16 protein-coding genes, 1 rRNA gene, 1 other RNA gene and 1 pseudogene are annotated in these 16825 nt (G+C 59.4%); 9 read left to right on the top strand and 10 right to left on the bottom strand.

The annotated features are described in order from the left end of the window. Positions 1-105, top strand: a 5S ribosomal RNA gene (gene rrf, locus HF682_RS12640); the annotation flags it as partial. Between the two features lie 84 nt (positions 106-189). On the opposite strand, the gene HF682_RS12635 is transcribed toward rrf, so the two are convergent. Beyond that, on the bottom strand, positions 190-1071 hold the full coding sequence (locus tag HF682_RS12635) for a LysR substrate-binding domain-containing protein (protein WP_168877625.1): 882 nt from the start codon (positions 1069-1071) through the stop codon (positions 190-192). Positions 1072-1172: 101 nt separating this feature from the next. On the opposite strand from HF682_RS12635, the gene HF682_RS12630 reads away from it, so the two are divergent. Together HF682_RS12630 and HF682_RS12625 are read left to right on the top strand one after the other, a co-directional pair. Beyond that, complete coding sequence (locus HF682_RS12630) at positions 1173-2105, top strand: NAD-dependent epimerase/dehydratase family protein (RefSeq protein ID WP_168877624.1); 933 nt, start codon at positions 1173-1175, stop codon at positions 2103-2105. Further along, positions 2098-2733 (top strand): LysE family translocator, encoded by a 636-nt coding sequence (locus HF682_RS12625; protein ID WP_168877623.1) that lies wholly within the window; start codon positions 2098-2100, stop codon positions 2731-2733. The genes HF682_RS12630 and HF682_RS12625 overlap by 8 nt, the downstream gene beginning before the upstream one ends. Here the strand turns inward: HF682_RS12625 and HF682_RS12620 are convergent. The 6 genes and pseudogenes from HF682_RS12620 to HF682_RS12595 all read right to left on the bottom strand — a co-directional run. Next, positions 2730-3610 (bottom strand): annotated as a pseudogene (locus HF682_RS12620) (IS481 family transposase); the annotation flags it as partial. The gene HF682_RS12625 and the pseudogene HF682_RS12620 overlap by 4 nt on opposite strands. Positions 3611-3769: 159 nt before the next feature. Further along, positions 3770-4131: a transfer-messenger RNA gene (ssrA, locus tag HF682_RS12615) on the bottom strand. Between the two features lie 64 nt (positions 4132-4195). Beyond that, positions 4196-4525, bottom strand: a complete 330-nt coding sequence (locus tag HF682_RS12610; protein WP_168877622.1) for a YegP family protein — start codon at positions 4523-4525, stop codon at positions 4196-4198. A gap of 102 nt (positions 4526-4627) precedes the next feature. Beyond that, complete coding sequence (locus HF682_RS12605) at positions 4628-5287, bottom strand: HAD family hydrolase (protein WP_168877621.1); 660 nt, start codon at positions 5285-5287, stop codon at positions 4628-4630. A gap of 4 nt (positions 5288-5291) precedes the next feature. Then, positions 5292-5999 carry a bifunctional 2-polyprenyl-6-hydroxyphenol methylase/3-demethylubiquinol 3-O-methyltransferase UbiG gene (ubiG, locus tag HF682_RS12600; protein ID WP_168877620.1) on the bottom strand — a complete coding sequence of 236 codons (708 nt, stop codon included), beginning with the start codon at positions 5997-5999 and terminating at the stop codon, positions 5292-5294. Between the two features lie 14 nt (positions 6000-6013). Next, positions 6014-7336 (bottom strand): TRZ/ATZ family hydrolase, encoded by a 1323-nt coding sequence (locus tag HF682_RS12595; RefSeq protein WP_168877619.1) that lies wholly within the window; start codon positions 7334-7336, stop codon positions 6014-6016. Positions 7337-7516: 180 nt separating this feature from the next. Here HF682_RS12595 and HF682_RS12590 point away from each other — a divergent pair, with 180 nt between their 5' ends. Beyond that, positions 7517-8308, top strand: a complete 792-nt coding sequence (locus HF682_RS12590) for a hypothetical protein (RefSeq protein ID WP_168877618.1) — start codon at positions 7517-7519, stop codon at positions 8306-8308. A gap of 264 nt (positions 8309-8572) precedes the next feature. Beyond that, entirely contained in the window at positions 8573-10579 is a 2007-nt protein-coding gene (locus HF682_RS12585) for a type IV pilus assembly protein FimV (protein WP_168877617.1), read from the top strand. 57 nt (positions 10580-10636) lie between these two features. Here HF682_RS12585 and plsY read toward each other — a convergent pair whose 3' ends face one another. Next, on the bottom strand, positions 10637-11257 hold the full coding sequence (gene plsY / locus HF682_RS12580; protein ID WP_168877681.1) for a glycerol-3-phosphate 1-O-acyltransferase PlsY: 621 nt from the start codon (positions 11255-11257) through the stop codon (positions 10637-10639). A 212-nt stretch (positions 11258-11469) separates the two neighbouring features. Between plsY and HF682_RS12575 the strand changes: the two genes are divergently transcribed. After that, positions 11470-12132: a TetR/AcrR family transcriptional regulator gene (locus HF682_RS12575; protein ID WP_168877616.1), complete on the top strand. Its 663-nt coding sequence runs from the start codon at positions 11470-11472 to the stop codon at positions 12130-12132. Here the strand turns inward: HF682_RS12575 and rraA are convergent. Further along, complete coding sequence (gene rraA / locus HF682_RS12570; RefSeq protein WP_168877615.1) at positions 12123-12623, bottom strand: ribonuclease E activity regulator RraA; 501 nt, start codon at positions 12621-12623, stop codon at positions 12123-12125. The two genes, HF682_RS12575 and rraA, sit on opposite strands and share 10 nt — an antisense overlap. 2 nt (positions 12624-12625) lie before the next feature. After that, a complete protein-coding gene (locus HF682_RS12565) occupies positions 12626-13348 on the bottom strand; it encodes a type 1 glutamine amidotransferase (RefSeq protein ID WP_168877614.1) in 723 nt (240 codons plus the stop codon). 148 nt (positions 13349-13496) lie between these two features. Between HF682_RS12565 and HF682_RS12560 the strand changes: the two genes are divergently transcribed. Genes HF682_RS12560 through HF682_RS12550 form a run of 3 tightly spaced genes read left to right on the top strand, consistent with a single transcriptional unit; the run spans position 13497 to position 16823 of the window. Next, positions 13497-15299 carry a vWA domain-containing protein gene (locus HF682_RS12560; RefSeq protein WP_168877613.1) on the top strand — a complete coding sequence of 601 codons (1803 nt, stop codon included), beginning with the start codon at positions 13497-13499 and terminating at the stop codon, positions 15297-15299. A 53-nt stretch (positions 15300-15352) separates the two neighbouring features. Then, a complete protein-coding gene (locus HF682_RS12555; protein WP_168877612.1) occupies positions 15353-15946 on the top strand; it encodes an RNA polymerase sigma factor in 594 nt (197 codons plus the stop codon). Next, positions 15939-16823 carry a hypothetical protein gene (locus tag HF682_RS12550; protein ID WP_168877611.1) on the top strand — a complete coding sequence of 295 codons (885 nt, stop codon included), beginning with the start codon at positions 15939-15941 and terminating at the stop codon, positions 16821-16823. The genes HF682_RS12555 and HF682_RS12550 overlap by 8 nt, the downstream gene beginning before the upstream one ends. Positions 16824-16825: the final 2 nt, after the last annotated feature.

Here is a 16825-nt window from a genome sequence, read left to right as displayed (position 1 = left end):
CATAGCGCGTTGGACCCACTCCTTCCCATCCCGAACAGGACAGTGAAACGACGTTGCGCCGATGATAGTGAGCAGATCGCTTGTGAAAGTAGGTCACCGCCAGGCTCCCATTTGAAGCCCCTGCAGATCCCTGCAGGGGCTTCTCGCTTTGGGGCAATCTAATAGCACACCCTTGCATCTGTTTGTGTCTTATGTATCCAAAAGGTCTTGCAAGGCGGTCATTTCCTGATCAAACCATTGTACGAAGCGACTCACTTTAGGCTGCAGTGGCGTACTGGCGTGGATCTGGTAGCCATGGGTGTGTGCTCTTGCAGGGAGGGCAATACGTATCAGCTGTCCACTCTCGAGATCATGGCTGGCCAGGCTGTATGGCAGCAGGGCAATGCCGTGGCCGGCGACGGCTGCCTGAACCAGTAAGCCACTATGGCTAAAGCGATGCGCAAAGTCTGGCTTACTGGCGTTAAGTCCAAGCTCTGCGATGATTTGCTGCCACAAGTCGGTGGTACCTTCATATAGAAGAGGGAAACGTAGCAGCATGTCGATATCGATATGCGAGGCGAGCAACGGACTGTACGCCACAATAAGTTGCTCCGGATAGGTTGCCAAACCAGCCTGACCTGGCATTTGTACATAGCGTATTGCGACATCACAGGCGCCAGGGCCCACTGCAAGCGCAGTATCACTAGACTCTAATCGTAAATCACAGCCCGGAACCTGGTTGGTAAAACGGGCCAGCCTCGGTGCTAACCATTTCAACGAGAAGGAATGGGTACTGGTGATGCGCAATGTGGCCTCGGGATCCTCATCTTGCAGGTGGTCGATCTTGTCGTGCAGGGTTCGTAGTACTTCGCTGACGGTACTGGCGAGTAAACGCCCGCGTTCTGTGAGATGAACGCATTGTGCATGACGGCTAAACAAGGTGAATCCCAATGTTTGTTCGAGTTGGCGGATTTGCTGACTGACGGCGGCTGGAGTTTTGTGTAGTTCGGCGGCCGCTTGCTGAAAACCTCCGCAGCGGGCAGCCGTTTCAAAATCCACCAATCCAGCCAGATTGCGTAACCGTTTGCGCATGATCTAGACCTAGAAATAGTTATGCTAAGAGCTATTAATTGTGGCTTTTACGCATGCCTAAGGCAAGTAAAAATAGGGCTCATCTTACCAAGGAGCAAGGCATGAAAGTGCTGGTAATGGGGGGGACCCGTTTGTTTGGACGGTCATTGGTGTGGCGCTTGCTGCATGCAGGGCATGAAGTGACAGTGGCAACCAGAGGCCAGGCCAAGGATGATTTTGGTCATCTGGTTAGAAGAGTCATTATCGATCGTCGTAATGCACCGGCCATGCATGCAGCCTTCGAGCAGTCAGGTGATTTTGATGTGATTTATGACCAGCTATGTTACTCACCGCTGGATGCAGCGATTGCTTCAGAGGTTTTTGCGGAGCGCACTGGGCGTTATGTCATGACCTCGACCATTGAGGTTTATCAGCCACTACTGGGGCAGGATGACCACCCCTTCACTGAAGCTGAGGCTGATTTAGCTGCTGAGCAGGTGGAGTGGGATTATCCATGGCACAAGGCGGGTGTATCGGACACTAAGTATAGCGCGGGGAAGCGACAAGCTGAGGCCGCATTTTTACAAGATGGGCGATTGCCTGTAGTCATGGCGCGCATGGGGCACGTTCTCGCAGGCCAGGAGGACTTTACCTTACGGACTCAGCAGTATGTGGAACAGGCGGTATCCGGTGGTACCCCCAAGAGTAAGCAATGCCAAATGCCATCGTCGTTTATTCTGAGCGAGATAGCGTCCAGTGCGCTGCACTGGTTGGGGATGAATAGCATGCATCTTGGGGCGCTTAATGTGGCTCAGTTTCAGGCCACCTCTGTTGGCTTACTTAATGAAGCAGCCAAGGTGGCGGGCATCCAAGATAGGAGCCATGCCCTTGAGAGCATGATGTTGCCATTTGATTATGATGCGCCGTTCTGCATGGATCTGGGCTTACTCATACAGCTAGGCTGGGAGATCCCGCCATATGAGGACGATCTGGCGCGTGTGTTCCAGCAACATTTGGTGGCATATCGTCTGCCTGAGGGCGCCAAATATGCTTGAACTCAGTTCACTCCTGACATTTATCCCGGCTGCTGCACTGATCATTCTTTTGCCTGGGCCTGCAACCTTGTTGGTGGCCGGCCTGGCCGGGCGTAGCAGGCGGGCTGCTGTGTCTGCAACTTGGGGGATTGTGGCTGGTGATACACTACTGATCGTGGCTTCAGGTGCGGGGGTTACAACGCTTCTGACACAGTGGCCTGTATTGCTGATGGGTATCCGCATGGCAGGGGCGGTGTATCTGCTCTACCTTGGATGGGGCCTGCTGAGGCAGCAGCCCTCCGTTATGCCTGCAAGCAGCCAAGAATTGGGCGCGCGCTCTCATTTCTGGCAGGGACTATTGTTAACCCTGGGGAACCCCAAGCCCATTCTGTTTTTTGCTGCGTTCTTCCCACTGTTTTTGACCAGACAAAGGGGGAGTGTCTGGTGGAGCTATGCGCAGCTGGGAGCTGTTTTTGAACTGCTGAACGTGTTGTACTTCTTCACATTGATTTTAGCGTGTCATCGGCTGGCGGGATGGGGTGGGCCGAAGCCGCAAGTGACACGCTGGCTGCCAAGACTAAGCGGAGGCTGTTTGATCACGTGCGCGGTGATGGTATTGACGCAGGGGGTGGGAACAGCATCTGGCTAGATGTCAGGTCCCGCATGATTGCGCACCCCTTTCAAAAAGAGAGGCGGATGGGAATGTTGCCATCGCTTGAGCGCCTGCACAGGTGTTTCATGAACCAAGGCCTTCTGTGGCAAGTGCTGGTTATACAGCCATACATAGCGGTGCAGCGTTTGTGCCAGAGTCTCCGCACTGTTGAAGTGATGTGTGCGCAATACCTGCGCCAATCGGCCATTGAAACGCTCCACCATACCGTTGGTTTGCGGTGTTTTCGGCTTGGTCAGCCGGTGCTCAATCCCCAGCGCCAGGCACAATGCATCAAACTCATGTTCTCCGCTAGCCGCTCTGGCACGCTGGCCAAACAGACGGTCTGTGAATTCCTTGCCATTGTCGGTCAGCAGGGTCTGTATCCTGAACGGTGCAGCCTTGGCTACCGCGTTGAGAAACGAGCGGGCTGCGGCAGCCGTCTTGTGCCGTTTGATGGCAATGAAGACCCAGCGGGTGGCACGATCTATTGCCACAAAGACGTAGCGCCGGGTAGTTTCGTCCGCCATCTGCGGCAGGTACTTCACATCAAGGTGCAGATAGCCGGGCTCATAGGCCTTGAATGGCTTGCTGGTATCGCTGGGCTTGTCCGGCACCGGCAAGCGGGAATGGCCGCGTCGACGCAACAGGCGATCCAGCGCTGAGCGACTCATGCCGGGTTCGATGAACTCACGGATGACCGCCAGCAGGCCATTGAGCGGCAGCAACAGCTGTGTACGCAGGTAGATGACCAGCTCTTCCTGTGCAGCGTTAAGGGTGGTTTGCAGGCGGTGTGCGGTGTGACTACCATCCTGTACGTATTGCGCTTGCGCCACTTGCGGATGGTGTCACGGGAGACGTTGAGCTGGCGAGCGAGTTCGTAGTCACAAGGCTTCACGGATGGCGGGGGTGGTGAGGAGTTCACGCCCGATCAGTAGCAGTGACTTGTTTTTTAGCAGATATTCGCTCGAGACCCAACAGCTTGATAACAGCATAAAGTGAAAAAGGGCCCGGAGATGATCCGAGCCCTTCAATGTGGTGGAGGCGGCGGGAATTGAACCCGCGTCCGCAAGCCCTCTACAGCAAGTTCTACATGCTTAGTCTGATTAACTGGATTTAACCGTCAACACGCCAACCGACAGGCTTGTTACCAGCGAGCTGCCTTGGATTTAACCCGGGATCAAGCAGCCCGATCCTGGACGATCTGATGTAAATGACGCTGTTGCGGTTGCCCGCCCGGCCCATCAGAGAACCGGTACAGCGGCCGGCAGTTTTTTAGGCTGCGAGGGCGTAAGTTTCGTCGTTTGCGACTATAGCGTTTCAGTGTTTTACGGGGTGACTGAGATCCCGGCATGCCCTCGTCTGCTTTGCAACCCACGTCGAAACCAGGTCGCCCCCAGATTTGGTACAGCTTGGAGTATACCACGCCTGCCCAAGTTCCGGACAGCCGTGGTGGATACGCCTATGCTTCGACCGTGCTGGCATCCGGTGCGTTGTTCTGCACGGACTGGATGCCGTTCTCCATGGCAGCTGTGCTGGAGTACATTTCGCTGCGGCCGATTTCCTGGCCATTTCCGGCCTTCAGCACGAAGTAGGGCTCGCCGTTTTTGGCTTCCCGTCGCTCAAAGCGGCTGGCATCTGCCGCATTCTTTTTGACGGACTCGATACCGTTCTCTGCGGCGGCGCGGGTGGTGTAGACCTCGCTGGTCAGGATGAACTGGCCATTACCGGCTTTCAGATTAAACATGAAGCCGCCGTTGCTGGTGGATTTGAGTTCAAACTTGCCTGCCATGACATACCCTCCGGGTGTGATCGGGAAATGCTGCAGGCCTGACTATGGACAAACCGGCGTGCAGGCGCAAGCCGGTGTGCTGTCATGAAATGTGAATTAGGGTCAAGCGGTGGAGGTGGGGAGCAGGGGGAGCAGGTCTTGTGGCTGGGCGATGCGCCAGTCGGCTCCCCAGGCTTCGGGTTGGTCATCGTCGGCGATATAGCCGTAGTCGGCGAGGACGGTGGTCATTCCGGCAGCGCGGCCAGCTTCAATGTCGCGCTCGGCGTCGCCCACATACCAGCAGGCCGTGGGGTCAACACCCAGCAGGCTGGCGGCATGGTACATCGGCTTGGGGTCCGGTTTGGGTACGCCGACGGTGTCCCCACTGACAATGGCGCCTGGCGTGGTGGTAAAGCCGAGGGTAGGGACCAGCCGGTCGGTAAAGCGCATGGGTTTGTTGGTGACAATCCCCCAACGCAGGCCGCGAGCCGTCAAGGCTTGCAACATGTCGTTAATGCCGTCGAACAGGCGGGTCTGGTCGCAGAACAGTGCTTCATAGTGGTCGAGGAAGCGCTGTCGCAGGCTATCAAAGCCGGGGTCGGTTTTTTCGATGCCAAAGCCCAGCCGTAGCAGCCCGCGTGCGCCATGGGAGGCGATCGGGCGAATCTGTTGCATGGGCACGGTCGGGCGGCCTTCTTCCGTCAGCAGGCGGTTCAGCGCGCCGCCGAGGTCGAGTGCGGTATCGGCGAGGGTGCCGTCGAGGTCAAACAGGATGGCTTGCATGGGTTCAGGCTTTGCGGCAGGCGAGCAGGTAGTTGACGGAAACATCGTCAGTCAGCTGGTAGCGCTGACCGAAGGGCTGGTAGTCCATGCCTTGCAGCTGCACGATCTGCAGGCCAGCATCCCGTGCCATGCGGGAGAGCTCGGAGGGCTTGAGAAAACGCCCATAGTCATGGGTGCCTCGCGGCAGCAGGCCCAGCACATATTCGGCTGCGAGTACGGCTTTCAGGTAGGACACCGGATTGCGGTTCAGCGTAGAGAAGAACACGTAACCATCCGGCTTGGCCAGAGCAGCGCAGCTACGCACGACACTGGCCGGGTCGGGTACGTGCTCCAGCATTTCCATGCACACCACACTATCGAACTGGCCGGCGGCCTCTTCGGCCATCTGCTCCACGGCAATGCAGTGGTAATCCACTTTCTGCCCGCTCTCCAGCAGGTGCAGGCGGGCAACTTTGAGCGACTTCTCGGCGAGGTCGATGCCGGTGACCGTCGCGCCACGTCGCGCCATGCCTTCGCTGAGGATGCCACCGCCACACCCCACGTCGATCACGCACTGGTCTGCAAGACCAGCGATGCGGTCGATGAAATCCAGCCGCAGCGGGTTGATGTCGTGCAGCGGCTTGAATTCGCTGTTCGGGTCCCACCATTTGTGGGCCAGCTGGCTGAATTTGTCGATCTCTTGCGGGTCGACGTTGAGGGTGGCGGTGCTCATGGTGTGGTTCCTGATCAGCGGGCGGCGATGCGGTCGTGCCAGATGCGGGCTTTCTGTTTCAGCTCGGCTTCATCCAGCGTGGTGAGCTGGCGGTTGTCCAGCAGGCACTGGCCTTGCACCCAGACATGGGTGACGTTTTCACGGCCAGCCACATAGGCCAGTTGTGAGGTTGGATCGAAGCAGGGCTGGCAGACGATGTCGGACAGATCGACCGCAGTCAGGTCAGCCAGCTTGCCGACTTCAATCGAACCTAGGTCATCTTCACGGCCCAGCGCGCGGGCACCACAGATGGTGGCCATTTCCAGGGCACGATGGGCGGGGACCACTTCCGGGTTCTCGGTGGCGACCTTGGCCAGCAGGGCTGCGGCACGAATTTCGGTGAACATGTCCAGCCGGTTGTTGGAAGCGGCGCCATCGGTACCGAGGCCGACATTGATGTTGAAGTCGTGCAGGGTGCTGACCGGGCAGATGCCGGACGCCAGCTTCATGTTGGACGAGGGGTTGTGCGCAATGTGTACGCCATGCTCGGCCAGCTGTGCCATTTCGTCTTCCAGCAGATGCACCATGTGTACGGCAATCAGACGCGGTGACAGCATGCCCAAGCGAGCCAGCCGCTCCAGCGGGCGCACGCCGAATTCCTTGATGCTGCCTTCGATTTCAGCGCGGGTTTCATGGATATGGCAATGAATCTGCATGTCCAGCTGGTCAGCCAGCGTTACCATGCGCTCGAAGGTGCGGTCAGAAATGGTGTAGGGCGCATGCGGGGCCATGGTGAACTGCAGCAGGGCTTCGCCACCATAGCGGTTGTGCGCTTCCAGACCCTTGCTCAGGTAATCTTCAGCATCCGATGCGTACTGGGTGGGGAATTCGATCACGTTGACGCTGACTGCGCCACGCAGCCGGGCATCCAGCAGTGCACGAGCGGTGGGTTGCGGGAAGAAGTACATGTCGTTCAGACAGGTCACCCCGCTCTTGATCGCCTCGGCAGCGGCCAGCAAGGTGCCGTCGTACACAAATTGCTCACCCACATGTTGTTTTTCTGCAGGCCAGATGTGGTCCTGCAACCAGGTCATCAGCGGCAGGTCGTCTGCAAAGCCGCGCAGCAGGCTCATCGCCGAGTGGGTATGCAGGTTGATCAGGCCCGGCATCAGGGCATGGTCAGTCAGCGTAATATGTTCCTTGGCGACAAAGCGCTGCTCGGCTTCGCTACTGGGCAGGATGGCAACAATCTTGCCACCGGCAACAGCCACCGAGTGGTGTTCCAGTACGCGGCTGGCATGGTCGATGGTCACCACCCAGCGGGCAGAGATCAGGGTGTCAATTTGGTGCGGCAACATGGCGGGCATTCCTCAATACGGGTGTCTGGAGGTGGACCAAGTGTCCACTCGCCGGGGGATGCCTCTATTTTAACTGGTTTGCAGCAGACGTGCTGACGTGCGTCGCAGTAGAATGGCAGGCTGTGACTGAGCTTTTGGGTCAGTAATAGCCTGCATCAATATGAAGAGATTGGGGAAAAATTGAAACGAATTCATCTGGCCGCTTTGGGCCTGAGCTGCGTATTACTGGCGCAAGGTGCCTGGGCACTCTCCTTCAAAACACCGCGAGAGCTGGTGAAGGAATTTGATGCGCGCTATGTGTCTGGTGCCACTGTTACCGACAGCTTGCAATTTGGTGAGAAAAAGCTGCCGCTGCCTGCAGGCAAGTGGACGGTCAGCTACGCGCATGCAGAAGTGACTCACACCCAGATTGAGGGTGGTGGCGTGGACTATGACACGGGTGCTTACGGCGCCTTGTCCTTGGTCAAACTGGATGATGCCGGCCATCAGCTGCAGGCAAGGTTGATTGTCACCGGCCAGCTCAGTGCTGCCAAAAGCCGTGGCTGGTATAACTTGAGTGGTTTTTGTGAGCCATTGAACAATGACTATGTTTACCAGCAGGATGTGCGCAGCCGGAATGAACACCGGCAGGACTGTGCCGCCACCTATCTGAGCGTCGTACGTCCTCGCGCGGAAGATGGCAAGGACAAGCTGGAGGTGGCGGAGGCCGCTTTCCTGGCGCAAAAAGGGGTGGCGTTGCCTGCCGTCATTATTGAACGAGCGAGCTTCATGTCCCGCTATATGGATGCGATCAATCTGCACTATGGCGTGAATATGGACCTGGACACGGGCAAACCTGAAAAGCTGCAGTTCTGGAGTGAGGCGGACTGGAAGAAGAAGGCGCTGGACGCCGCGCAGCAAGATCTGGTCAAACGTGTCGCCCTGCAAGGTGATGCCCTGCGGGACAAGATCCGTGAGGCGCTCGACTATTGAGTCAGCAAACCGGCCTGCCCGGATGTACTGAATAATGTTCTGCATGGCGCGCTTAAGCGTGCTATGCAGAAAACATGTTTAACAGTTTGTTTCATGCCGCTGTGTTAGAAAGTAGGGGGTCGACAGCACTGCTGTGTGTTTGCTTGAACTTTGCTTCATAGGCTTGTGATTTTAAAAGGATATTGCTTTTTTATGCCGAAACGGCTAAAACAGAACCAAGGCTGTCATGTTGCGGCCCGTCTTGATTAACGGATAGTGATTCTTTTGCCTGAGATCCCTGTGTTGATCCGGCCCTCCCGGATACGCCAGCTGATACTGGCGGCCCTGAGCTGTCTGGTCGCAACCCCTGGCGTGGCCTTGGTGTTGGGGGAGGCGCGCGTCCGTTCCCATCTCGGTTTTCCTTTATCCATCACAGTGCCGTTTACCGCAGATGCGGGCGAAGAAATCCTGCCGGAATGCATTCAGCTGGGCGGCAGTGGTGAGGGTTATATCCGGGGTGCATCCATCCGGGTCGAGACGCAGCGCTCCGGCGGCAGTATCGTGATCCAGACCCGTGCTGCCATGCAAGAGCCGGTGGTTCGCCTTTATGTGCAAGTCAGTTGTTCACCCAAAGGGCAGCTGGCACGGGATTACAGCTTGCTGCTGGACCCCGCGCCCCATGGTGAGCCGCCCGCTGAGCAGCCTGCCGTTGCTTCCGCCTACCCCTTGCAGTGGGTGGCGCGTGAGGGCGACAGCCTGATCAAGTTGGCGCGGCAATGGTATCCGGGACAGAGCCGCAACCAGCAGCGTTTTGTACAGGCTGCGTTGCAAGCCAACCCACAAGTCAGCTCATCCTCACAAAACATCCCGGCGGGCGTGGTGCTGGCCTTGCCGAGCCCGGCACAGGTACGTGCTGTGCGGCTGGAGCCGGTGTCGCCACCTGCGACGGATGTAGCAACCGCGCCGCCAGCTGAAGTCAAACCCAAGCCGGTCGTCAGCAAACCGGCACCGCAGCCCAAACCGGCGGCCCCTAAACCGGCGGGTGGCTCGGTATCCGTAACCGTCGGCGGGGTATTGCCGGAGCCACCGCAGGCACCGGCGACCGGCACGTTTGGTCTGAAGCTGAGCTACGACCTGACTGAGCCCGCCACGCCCATGACGGAGGCGCAACGGGCTCAGCTACGGCAGAAAATGCAGTTGATCAATTCTGATGACCAACTGGCTTACCTGTTGAACCTGCAGACCCAGATGCAGCAAATGCAGGGCGAGTTGCAGCAGCTGAAGCAGCAACGTGGTTTGCCTGCTGCAGCCCCTGCCAGTGTATCGGCCACGGTGCCTGTCACAGCTGCACAGCCCGCTGCCACACCCGCTCGTGAAGAGGATGGTCATTGGCTGCGCTATGGATGGTGGTATGCCGCAGGGGGCCTGATCCTGCTGGTGATGGCGTGGGCGGCATGGCGCTACCGCCAGCGGCAGGAGTCGGATAACAGCTGGTACTTTGAAGATGGCCCCGCGCCTGCTCAGGCCGAGGTCGACGCCCCGACACAACTCACTATGGTTCACCCGCTGGATCAGCCTGCGCCTGCTGGCTTGCGCGAACCCGCTGCCAGCAACGAGCTGGACAGCGTACCGCTGCGCAACGAGCAAATTGTGGTGGAGGACGGTGATCGCTGGGCGGTGGAAGAGGCACAGGTCTTCCTGTCACACGGCTGGGTAGAACATGCGGTATCGCTGTTGACCGAGGAGGTCGACAAGAACCCGTACCACCTCGATTTGTGGCTGATGTTGTTTGAGATTCACAAACAACACGGCATGACGGACGCGTTTGATGCCTTGGCTGACCGCTTCCGGGATATCGCCTACGGCCTGCCGATCTGGGACAAGGTACAAGCCATGCGTGATGAAATGCATGGTGGCGATACCACGGCCGCGGAAGTGACTGGCGCAACGGAAGAAGGTGCTGACTCATTGCCGGCTGCTGATGCCGCGCCAGAAGCAGCCCCCGCTGAGATGATGACGCTAGATGTGCCGCCCTTGTCATTTGAACTGGATGAGGCTGCGGCGCCTGCGCCGGGTGCGAAGGTCAGCAAGGTGGCCGCGACGCCCCAGGCAAGCAGTGACACGCTGGATTTTGATCTGGAGCTGACCTTTGATCCGCCCAAGGAAGACGAGCTGCCGCCCGCGCTGACGCACTCGGCCGGACATGCCAAAGCCGAACCCTCGCCGGATTTTGACCTGCTGGATTTTGAGGTCGATACCCCACCACCTGCAGAAAAGCCAACTCGCCGCTAAGCACCTGTTTATGGTCTGCTGTACCAGCCGCCCAGTATGGGCGACTGGTGTCCGTACTCAGGACTGCTCCAGATCTCCCGCCTTCTGCCCGACATTGCTTTCCTTGCCACGCAGCAGGTCAGCAATGTTGCGTTTGTGGCGATAGATCAGCAAGGCAGACAGCACCACAATCGACCCGGTCAGCGGGCTGTTACCCAGCCACCACCAGGCGGCCAGTGGGGCAACCAGGGCGGCCGTCAGTGCAGAAAGCGATGAAATGCGAAAGGCCGCCAGCATCAGCAGCCAGGTGCCGAGTGCGGCAGCGCCCAGACGCCAGTCCAGCGCCAGCAGAATGCCCAAGGCTGTTGCGACGCCTTTGCCACCGTAAAAGCTGAAGAACACCGGCCACATATGCCCCAGTGTGACGGCGATCACTACCAGCGCCAGCCCGTAGACGTCCAGGCCGTGTGGCAAGCCAAAGTGAATGGCCAGGGCCACCGCGACCCAGCCCTTGATGCCATCGCCCAGCAGGGTCGTGAGAGCGGCCAGTTTGTTGCCGGTGCGCAGCATATTGGTGGCGCCGGGGTTTTTGGATCCGAAAGTGCGCGGGTCGGGCAGGCCAAACAGCTTGCTGCTGACGATTGCGAACGAGATCGAACCAATCAGATACGCCAGCAGGACAAAGCCTATCGTCAACATCATAAATCCCTTACAATCAGAAGCTTTTGATTGTAATGGATTTTTGCGTTCGGCCAAAGCCATGCGGTAAGAAGGACAAGAAATGGCGTTCGGGCCGACCCACTGAATGAGTGAATCAAGGTTTACAAGCATGTGCAGGCTGTGCCATGGTGAAGGGATAGCACCGTACAGCAGGCTCAGACGAAAACAGATCAGGTGGAGAGGGGAAAAGCATGGCAAGGCCACGCCGTAACATCGAGCTGGTGCGTCAAAAGATTCTGGAGGAGGCGAAAGCCACCATCCTGGAGCTGGGCTGGGAATCGCTGACCATGGTGACATTGGCCAAGCGACTCAATATGTCGGTGGGCAATCTGTACAAGTTTTTTGACAGCAAGGACGAGCTGTTTCTTGCCATCTTCACCGATTTCCATGCCGGTTTGAACCAGCAGTTGCAGGATCACCTGCATGAAGAATCGCTGGATGAACCCCACCTCGGCAAGCTGATCGACATCTACTTCCACTATGCCAACAGCCAGTTTCACCTCTACGAGCTGGTGATGCACCCCCCCATCCTGTACAAGGATTTTGTCGATACCCCGCTACAGCCCATGGCCGAAGACATGCGCAAGGAAACCCTGCGCACCATGGACCTTGGCAAACGAGCAGTAGCCGGTGCCTTGCGGCAAAAAGGAGTACAGGTGGACGAGCGAGAGCTGGTGGCGCGCTTCGTGTACTTTTTCAACAGCGTGCACGGCCTGCTGCTCACCATGCACTCGCGCATCATGCCCTACATCCTGTTTGAGCCGGACGCCATGATCCCGCTGCAACTGGCGATGATCCAGAAGATCGTGCTGTCTTCCGCACCATTTTCGCAGGAGCTGGCCGCTCAATCCTGAGGAGTGGTGGACAGGTGCAAGGCTTGGCGGGCCACCAGCAGGCCATCCGCGTCGACATACACCTGTTCACCGGGCGTAAAGCGCACGCCTGCAAATTGCACGGTCAGGCCGCTTTGTCCTTCGCCACGCTTGTGACTTTTCAACGGATGGCTTGCCAAGGCATAGACGCCTAGCGGCAAGCGGCCGAGGGCTACACTATCGCGTACACAGCCGTGGATCACCAGCCCGGCCCAGCCATTGCGCACGGCCAGCTCGCCCAGCTGGTCACCTAGCAGGGCGCAACGCAGCGAGCCGCCACCATCCACCACCAGCACCCGGCCCTCGCCCGGTGTTTCCAGCGTGCTGCGTACCAGACTGTTGTCCTCAAACAGCTTGAGGGTGGCAATCGGCCCCTGAAACTGTTGCATGCCGCCAAAATGACGCAAGCCGGGGCAGGCAATCTGCAGCTGTTCCGACCAGGCATCACACAGGTCTGCGGTTTGCCAGTTCATGTTCATGCTCCGTGTACCAAGCCTTTGATCCACTCACGATAGATACGGTCAGCCCACTGGTTGCTCTGCGGGATGGTGCGCTCCAACCCGGCCAGGATGTCATCCGCCGGGCTCACACTGGGGTGGTGCTGTACGGATTCAATCTCAGCACGCTCCTCGATGGTCCAGTGGCGAACCTTGGGTGCATTGACCTCACAATGAAACTGCATGGCCAGATGCTTGTGGCCCACCACAAAAGCCTGGTTGGCCCAATAGGGGCTGCTGGCAATCAGGCGCGCACCTTCAGGCACGGTGAAACCCTCACCGTGCCACTGGAATAGCGATACCGTTTGCTCACCACCCAGCCAGCGTTCGGCATCCTGTGACTCGGGCAGGTGGATCTGGCTCCAGCCAATTTCTGGCATGGGAACGGGCCCTACGGTACCGCCCATCGCTTTGGCGATCAACTGCCCGCCCAGGCAATGGCCAATCACCGGGATGTCTGCCGCCAACGCCTCCTGCACCAGCGACATCTCCTGTCGCAGCCAGGGCAGGGTGTCCTCATCATTCACGCTCATCGGCCCACCCAGCATGCAGTAACCGGAAAAAGCCCGAATGCTGGCGGGCAGCGGCTCGCCCAGATCCATGCGGAACAGTTGCCACGGAATGCCGGCAGCGGTGAGGAAGTCGGCAAAGTAATCCGGGGTGTCGTGTCCAATCTGCTGGACGATAGCAACGGGCTTCACGCGGTCGCTCCTGCGGCAAAAGCCCCATCATCCGCAAAGCCCGGGGCAAGTTCAAGCCAGCGGGCTGGAAAATTTTTTAAAAGTGGTTAACCCCATTTTCGGCGCGTGATCGTTTCAGTCTGCATGATCCCTCAACCTGGAGTCCATCATGCGCATCACCCCCGCCTTGCCCCTCTTGCCGCTGGTGCTGCTGCTCAGCGCTTGCCAGCAGCCACAACAGGCGACGTCCTCTGCCTCCAGTAGCACCGGGGGGCACAAACCGCTGCCGCCTCAGGTTTCCACGGTGCCGCCAGAGGCGCTGGATGATGTGCCACCCCAAGCCCCATTGCCTTCAGCGCAGCTGGAAGTGAAAAAACAGGAGCAGTCGGCTCCAGCTGGGGCGCTGAGGAACAAGGACATCCGTATCGCAGAAAGTGCTGCTCCGATGGTTGAGGAGCCTGCACCAGACTGGACACCTCCGCCCGCCAACACCGAGGTTTATGACCATTTGAAGCGCAACAGCGTGGTCAGCGTGGCGCAAGACCCGATCTCGACCTTTTCGATTGACGTGGATACCGGCTCCTACAGCAATGTGCGCCGCATGCTGAACCAGGGTACGTTGCCACCTGCGGATGCGGTGAGGGTGGAAGAGCTGGTCAATTACTTCCCCTACCAGTATCCACAGCCGGTAGTGGCCACCGGCGGCAAGGTGCAGCCGTTCACCTTCAGCACCGAAATGGCACCGGCACCGTGGAACGCTAACAGTCACCTGCTGAAGATCGGCATCAAGGCCACCGACGCGGCCACCACCAGCCTGCCGCCAGCCAATCTGGTGTTTCTGGTGGATGTGTCCGGCTCGATGGATGAGCCGAACAAGCTGCCCTTGCTGAAGAATGCCCTGCGCCTGCTGATCAACCAGCTGCGTCCACAGGACAAGGTGTCGCTGGTGACCTATGCCGGCGGCAGCCGTGTGGTGTTGGAGCCGACCACCGACCGCGAGAAGCTGCGCAATGCCATCGCGCGATTGCAACCCGGCGGCGGCACGGCAGGCGCAGCCGGTATTGAGCTCGCTTACCGCATGGCGCGCCAGGGTTATCTGGATCAGGGCATCAACCGTATCTTGCTGTGCACCGATGGTGATTTCAATGTGGGCATCAGTGATTTCAACCAGCTGAAGCAGATGGTGGAAGAACGTCGCAAGAGCGGCGTCTCCCTCTCCACGTTGGGCTTCGGTGAGGGCAACCTCAACGACCGGTTGATGGAGCAGCTGGCCGACGCCGGTGATGGTCAGTACGCCTATATCGACAACCTCAATGAAGCGCAGAAGGTCCTGGTCGACGAGTTTAGCGCCAGCATGGCCACCGTGGCCAAGGACGTGAAGCTGCAGCTGGAATTCAACCCGGCCCAGGTATCGGAATACCGCTTGATCGGCTTTGAGAACCGCGCTCTGAAAACCGAAGATTTCGACAATGACCGGGTCGATGCCGGTGAAATCGGGGCTGGCCATACCGTCACCGCGCTGTATGAAGTGACGCTGGTGGGGCAAGCAGGGCGGCTGCCCACGCCGCGCTACGCGCCGGCGGCAGGCAAACCCGCAGCAAGCCCGGCGACCAACAGCAATGAGCTGGCCTTTCTCAAGGTCCGCTACAAGGCACCAGGCAGCAACAGCAGTCAGCTACTGACCTCGCCGGTCTGGAAGCAGCAGATCAAGCCGTTGACGCAAACCAGTGATGACTTCCGCTTTGCCGCTGCGGTGGCCGCTTTCGGGCAGCAATTATCGGAAGATGGCAAATACCTGGGCCGCTTTGGCTGGGATGACATCATCCGGCTGGGAGAGGGGGCACGTGGGGCAGACCGTTTCGGCTACCGCGCCGAATGGCTCAAACTGGCACGCCTCGCCAAGAGCCTGAGCAGCAGCAAGCCGCAGGCACGTAGCCTGCCCCCGCTGTATCCGGTACCGCAGGAAGGCTGATCCACGCCACAGGGCTGGCGTCATGAGGGCGGCATCGCTACACTTGCCGCACCATGACCCAAGCCCTGACCGAGCTGCCTGACGAAAGCCTGATGCTGCGCTATGCCGGCGGTGATGCCGATGCTTTCGCCATTCTGTATGAGCGGCACAAGCGTGGGCTGTACCACTTTCTCGCCCGCCAGTGTGCCCATGCCCCCTGGCTGGACGATGTGTATCAGGATGTGTGGATGAATGTCACCCGGGCTCGCAGCAGCTACCAGCCGCAGGCGGCCTTCCGCACCTGGCTGTACCAGATCGGCCGTAACCGCCTGCTCGACTACCTGCGCCGCCATGAGCCGCTGTTGTTGCAGCAGCTGCAAGGTGACGAGGATGGGGACCCGTTGACGCAGCTGGTGGATAGCCGCGCACCACTGCCGGAGCAGGTGATGGACCGCAAGCAGCAGGCAGAGGCCATTCGGCAGGCACTGGCCGAGCTACCCGCCGCCCAGCGCGAAGCCTTCCTGCTGCGGGAGCATGGCGAGTTGTCGCTGGAGGAAATTGCCCGCTTGACCGGGGTCTTGCCGGAAACGGCGAAGAGTCGTTTGCGTTATGCCGTACAGCGTTTAAAGCAGTCGCTGGCGGGCTGGAAAGGAGGGGCGCATGGCTGAGCAACGCGCCGTGTCACCGACACAACTGGATGATCCGCAGGTCTCTGCCGCCTATCAGGCCCTGCCGGATGAAGGCCCCTCCGCCGAGCTGGACGCCCTGATTCTGGCTGCTGCGCGTGAAGCGGTAGCGCAGCCGACCGTGGTGCCACTGCGCCGCCCGCGCTGGCTGGTGCCGCTGTCGCTGGCCGCCAGCCTGATGCTGGCCATCGGCGTGGGCTGGCAGGTGCAGCGCCAGCAGGCCGCGCACCCTGCCTTGCAAGATGAAGGCACGCCGGATGTGGCGATGGCCTCAGCTGCAGCCCCCGAATTGTTGTCGGGTTCGTCCCCCGCAGAGGCCGAGCTGGCACCGGCCGCGCCGATGCCAGCGCCCTCCGCGCAAGCGGACGCCCAGGTCGCCGCACCCGTGGTGGCCGCACGTGCCCGCACCGTGCCTGCGGCCAAACCCGCAGCCAATGCCGAGTCACGCATGAAAGATAAGGTGGGAGCTGCCCAGCCGGAACCCTTGGCGGAGACGGTGACGGCAGACAGCGAGTCATTGAGCCAGACTGCACCGGAGATGGCGCCGCGTGCCAGCGCGGCCCCTGCTCCCAAGGTAGAGGCCAAGGGAGGGCTGGATGCCCGTGTCGCCGCGAACAAACCCGAGCCACCCAAGGCCGTTGAGCTGGAGAAAAAGCAAAAAGCAGCTGCGCCTTCGGGCTATGCCGCCCCGAAAGAAGAAAGCCTGCCACCTGCGGTCTGGCTGCAGCAAATCCGCCAGTTGCGCCAGCAGGGCAAGCTGACGGAAGCCGAGCAGGCGCTACAGCGTTTCCGCAAAGCCTACCCGGACTATGCCATCCCGCCCGACCTGCTGGCCGGGCGAGCAGCGTCTGCTCCCTGAGC

Source organism: Leeia aquatica, from assembly GCF_012641365.1.
GTDB lineage: Bacteria > Pseudomonadota > Gammaproteobacteria > Burkholderiales > Leeiaceae > Leeia > Leeia aquatica.
This window is presented reverse-complemented; position numbering and strand designations above follow the sequence as displayed.

What these genes read in the sequence shown, in the direction of transcription:
- HF682_RS12630 (WP_168877624.1), top strand. Translation starts at nt 1,173, where the DNA reads ATGAAAGTGCTGGTAATGGGGGGGACCCGTTTGTTTGGACGGTCATTG.
- HF682_RS12555 (WP_168877612.1), top strand. Translation starts at nt 15,353, where the DNA reads ATGACCCAAGCCCTGACCGAGCTGCCTGACGAAAGCCTGATGCTGCGC.
- HF682_RS12575 (WP_168877616.1), top strand. Translation starts at nt 11,470, where the DNA reads ATGGCAAGGCCACGCCGTAACATCGAGCTGGTGCGTCAAAAGATTCTG.
- HF682_RS12625 (WP_168877623.1), top strand. Translation starts at nt 2,098, where the DNA reads ATGCTTGAACTCAGTTCACTCCTGACATTTATCCCGGCTGCTGCACTG.
- HF682_RS12635 (WP_168877625.1), bottom strand. Translation starts at nt 1,071, where the DNA reads ATGCGCAAACGGTTACGCAATCTGGCTGGATTGGTGGATTTTGAAACG.
- rraA (WP_168877615.1), bottom strand. Translation starts at nt 12,623, where the DNA reads ATGAACTGGCAAACCGCAGACCTGTGTGATGCCTGGTCGGAACAGCTG.
- HF682_RS12550 (WP_168877611.1), top strand. Translation starts at nt 15,939, where the DNA reads ATGGCTGAGCAACGCGCCGTGTCACCGACACAACTGGATGATCCGCAG.
- HF682_RS12595 (WP_168877619.1), bottom strand. Translation starts at nt 7,336, where the DNA reads ATGTTGCCGCACCAAATTGACACCCTGATCTCTGCCCGCTGGGTGGTG.
- HF682_RS12605 (WP_168877621.1), bottom strand. Translation starts at nt 5,287, where the DNA reads ATGCAAGCCATCCTGTTTGACCTCGACGGCACCCTCGCCGATACCGCA.
- HF682_RS12560 (WP_168877613.1), top strand. Translation starts at nt 13,497, where the DNA reads ATGCGCATCACCCCCGCCTTGCCCCTCTTGCCGCTGGTGCTGCTGCTC.
- plsY (WP_168877681.1), bottom strand. Translation starts at nt 11,257, where the DNA reads ATGTTGACGATAGGCTTTGTCCTGCTGGCGTATCTGATTGGTTCGATC.
- ubiG (WP_168877620.1), bottom strand. Translation starts at nt 5,999, where the DNA reads ATGAGCACCGCCACCCTCAACGTCGACCCGCAAGAGATCGACAAATTC.
- HF682_RS12610 (WP_168877622.1), bottom strand. Translation starts at nt 4,525, where the DNA reads ATGGCAGGCAAGTTTGAACTCAAATCCACCAGCAACGGCGGCTTCATG.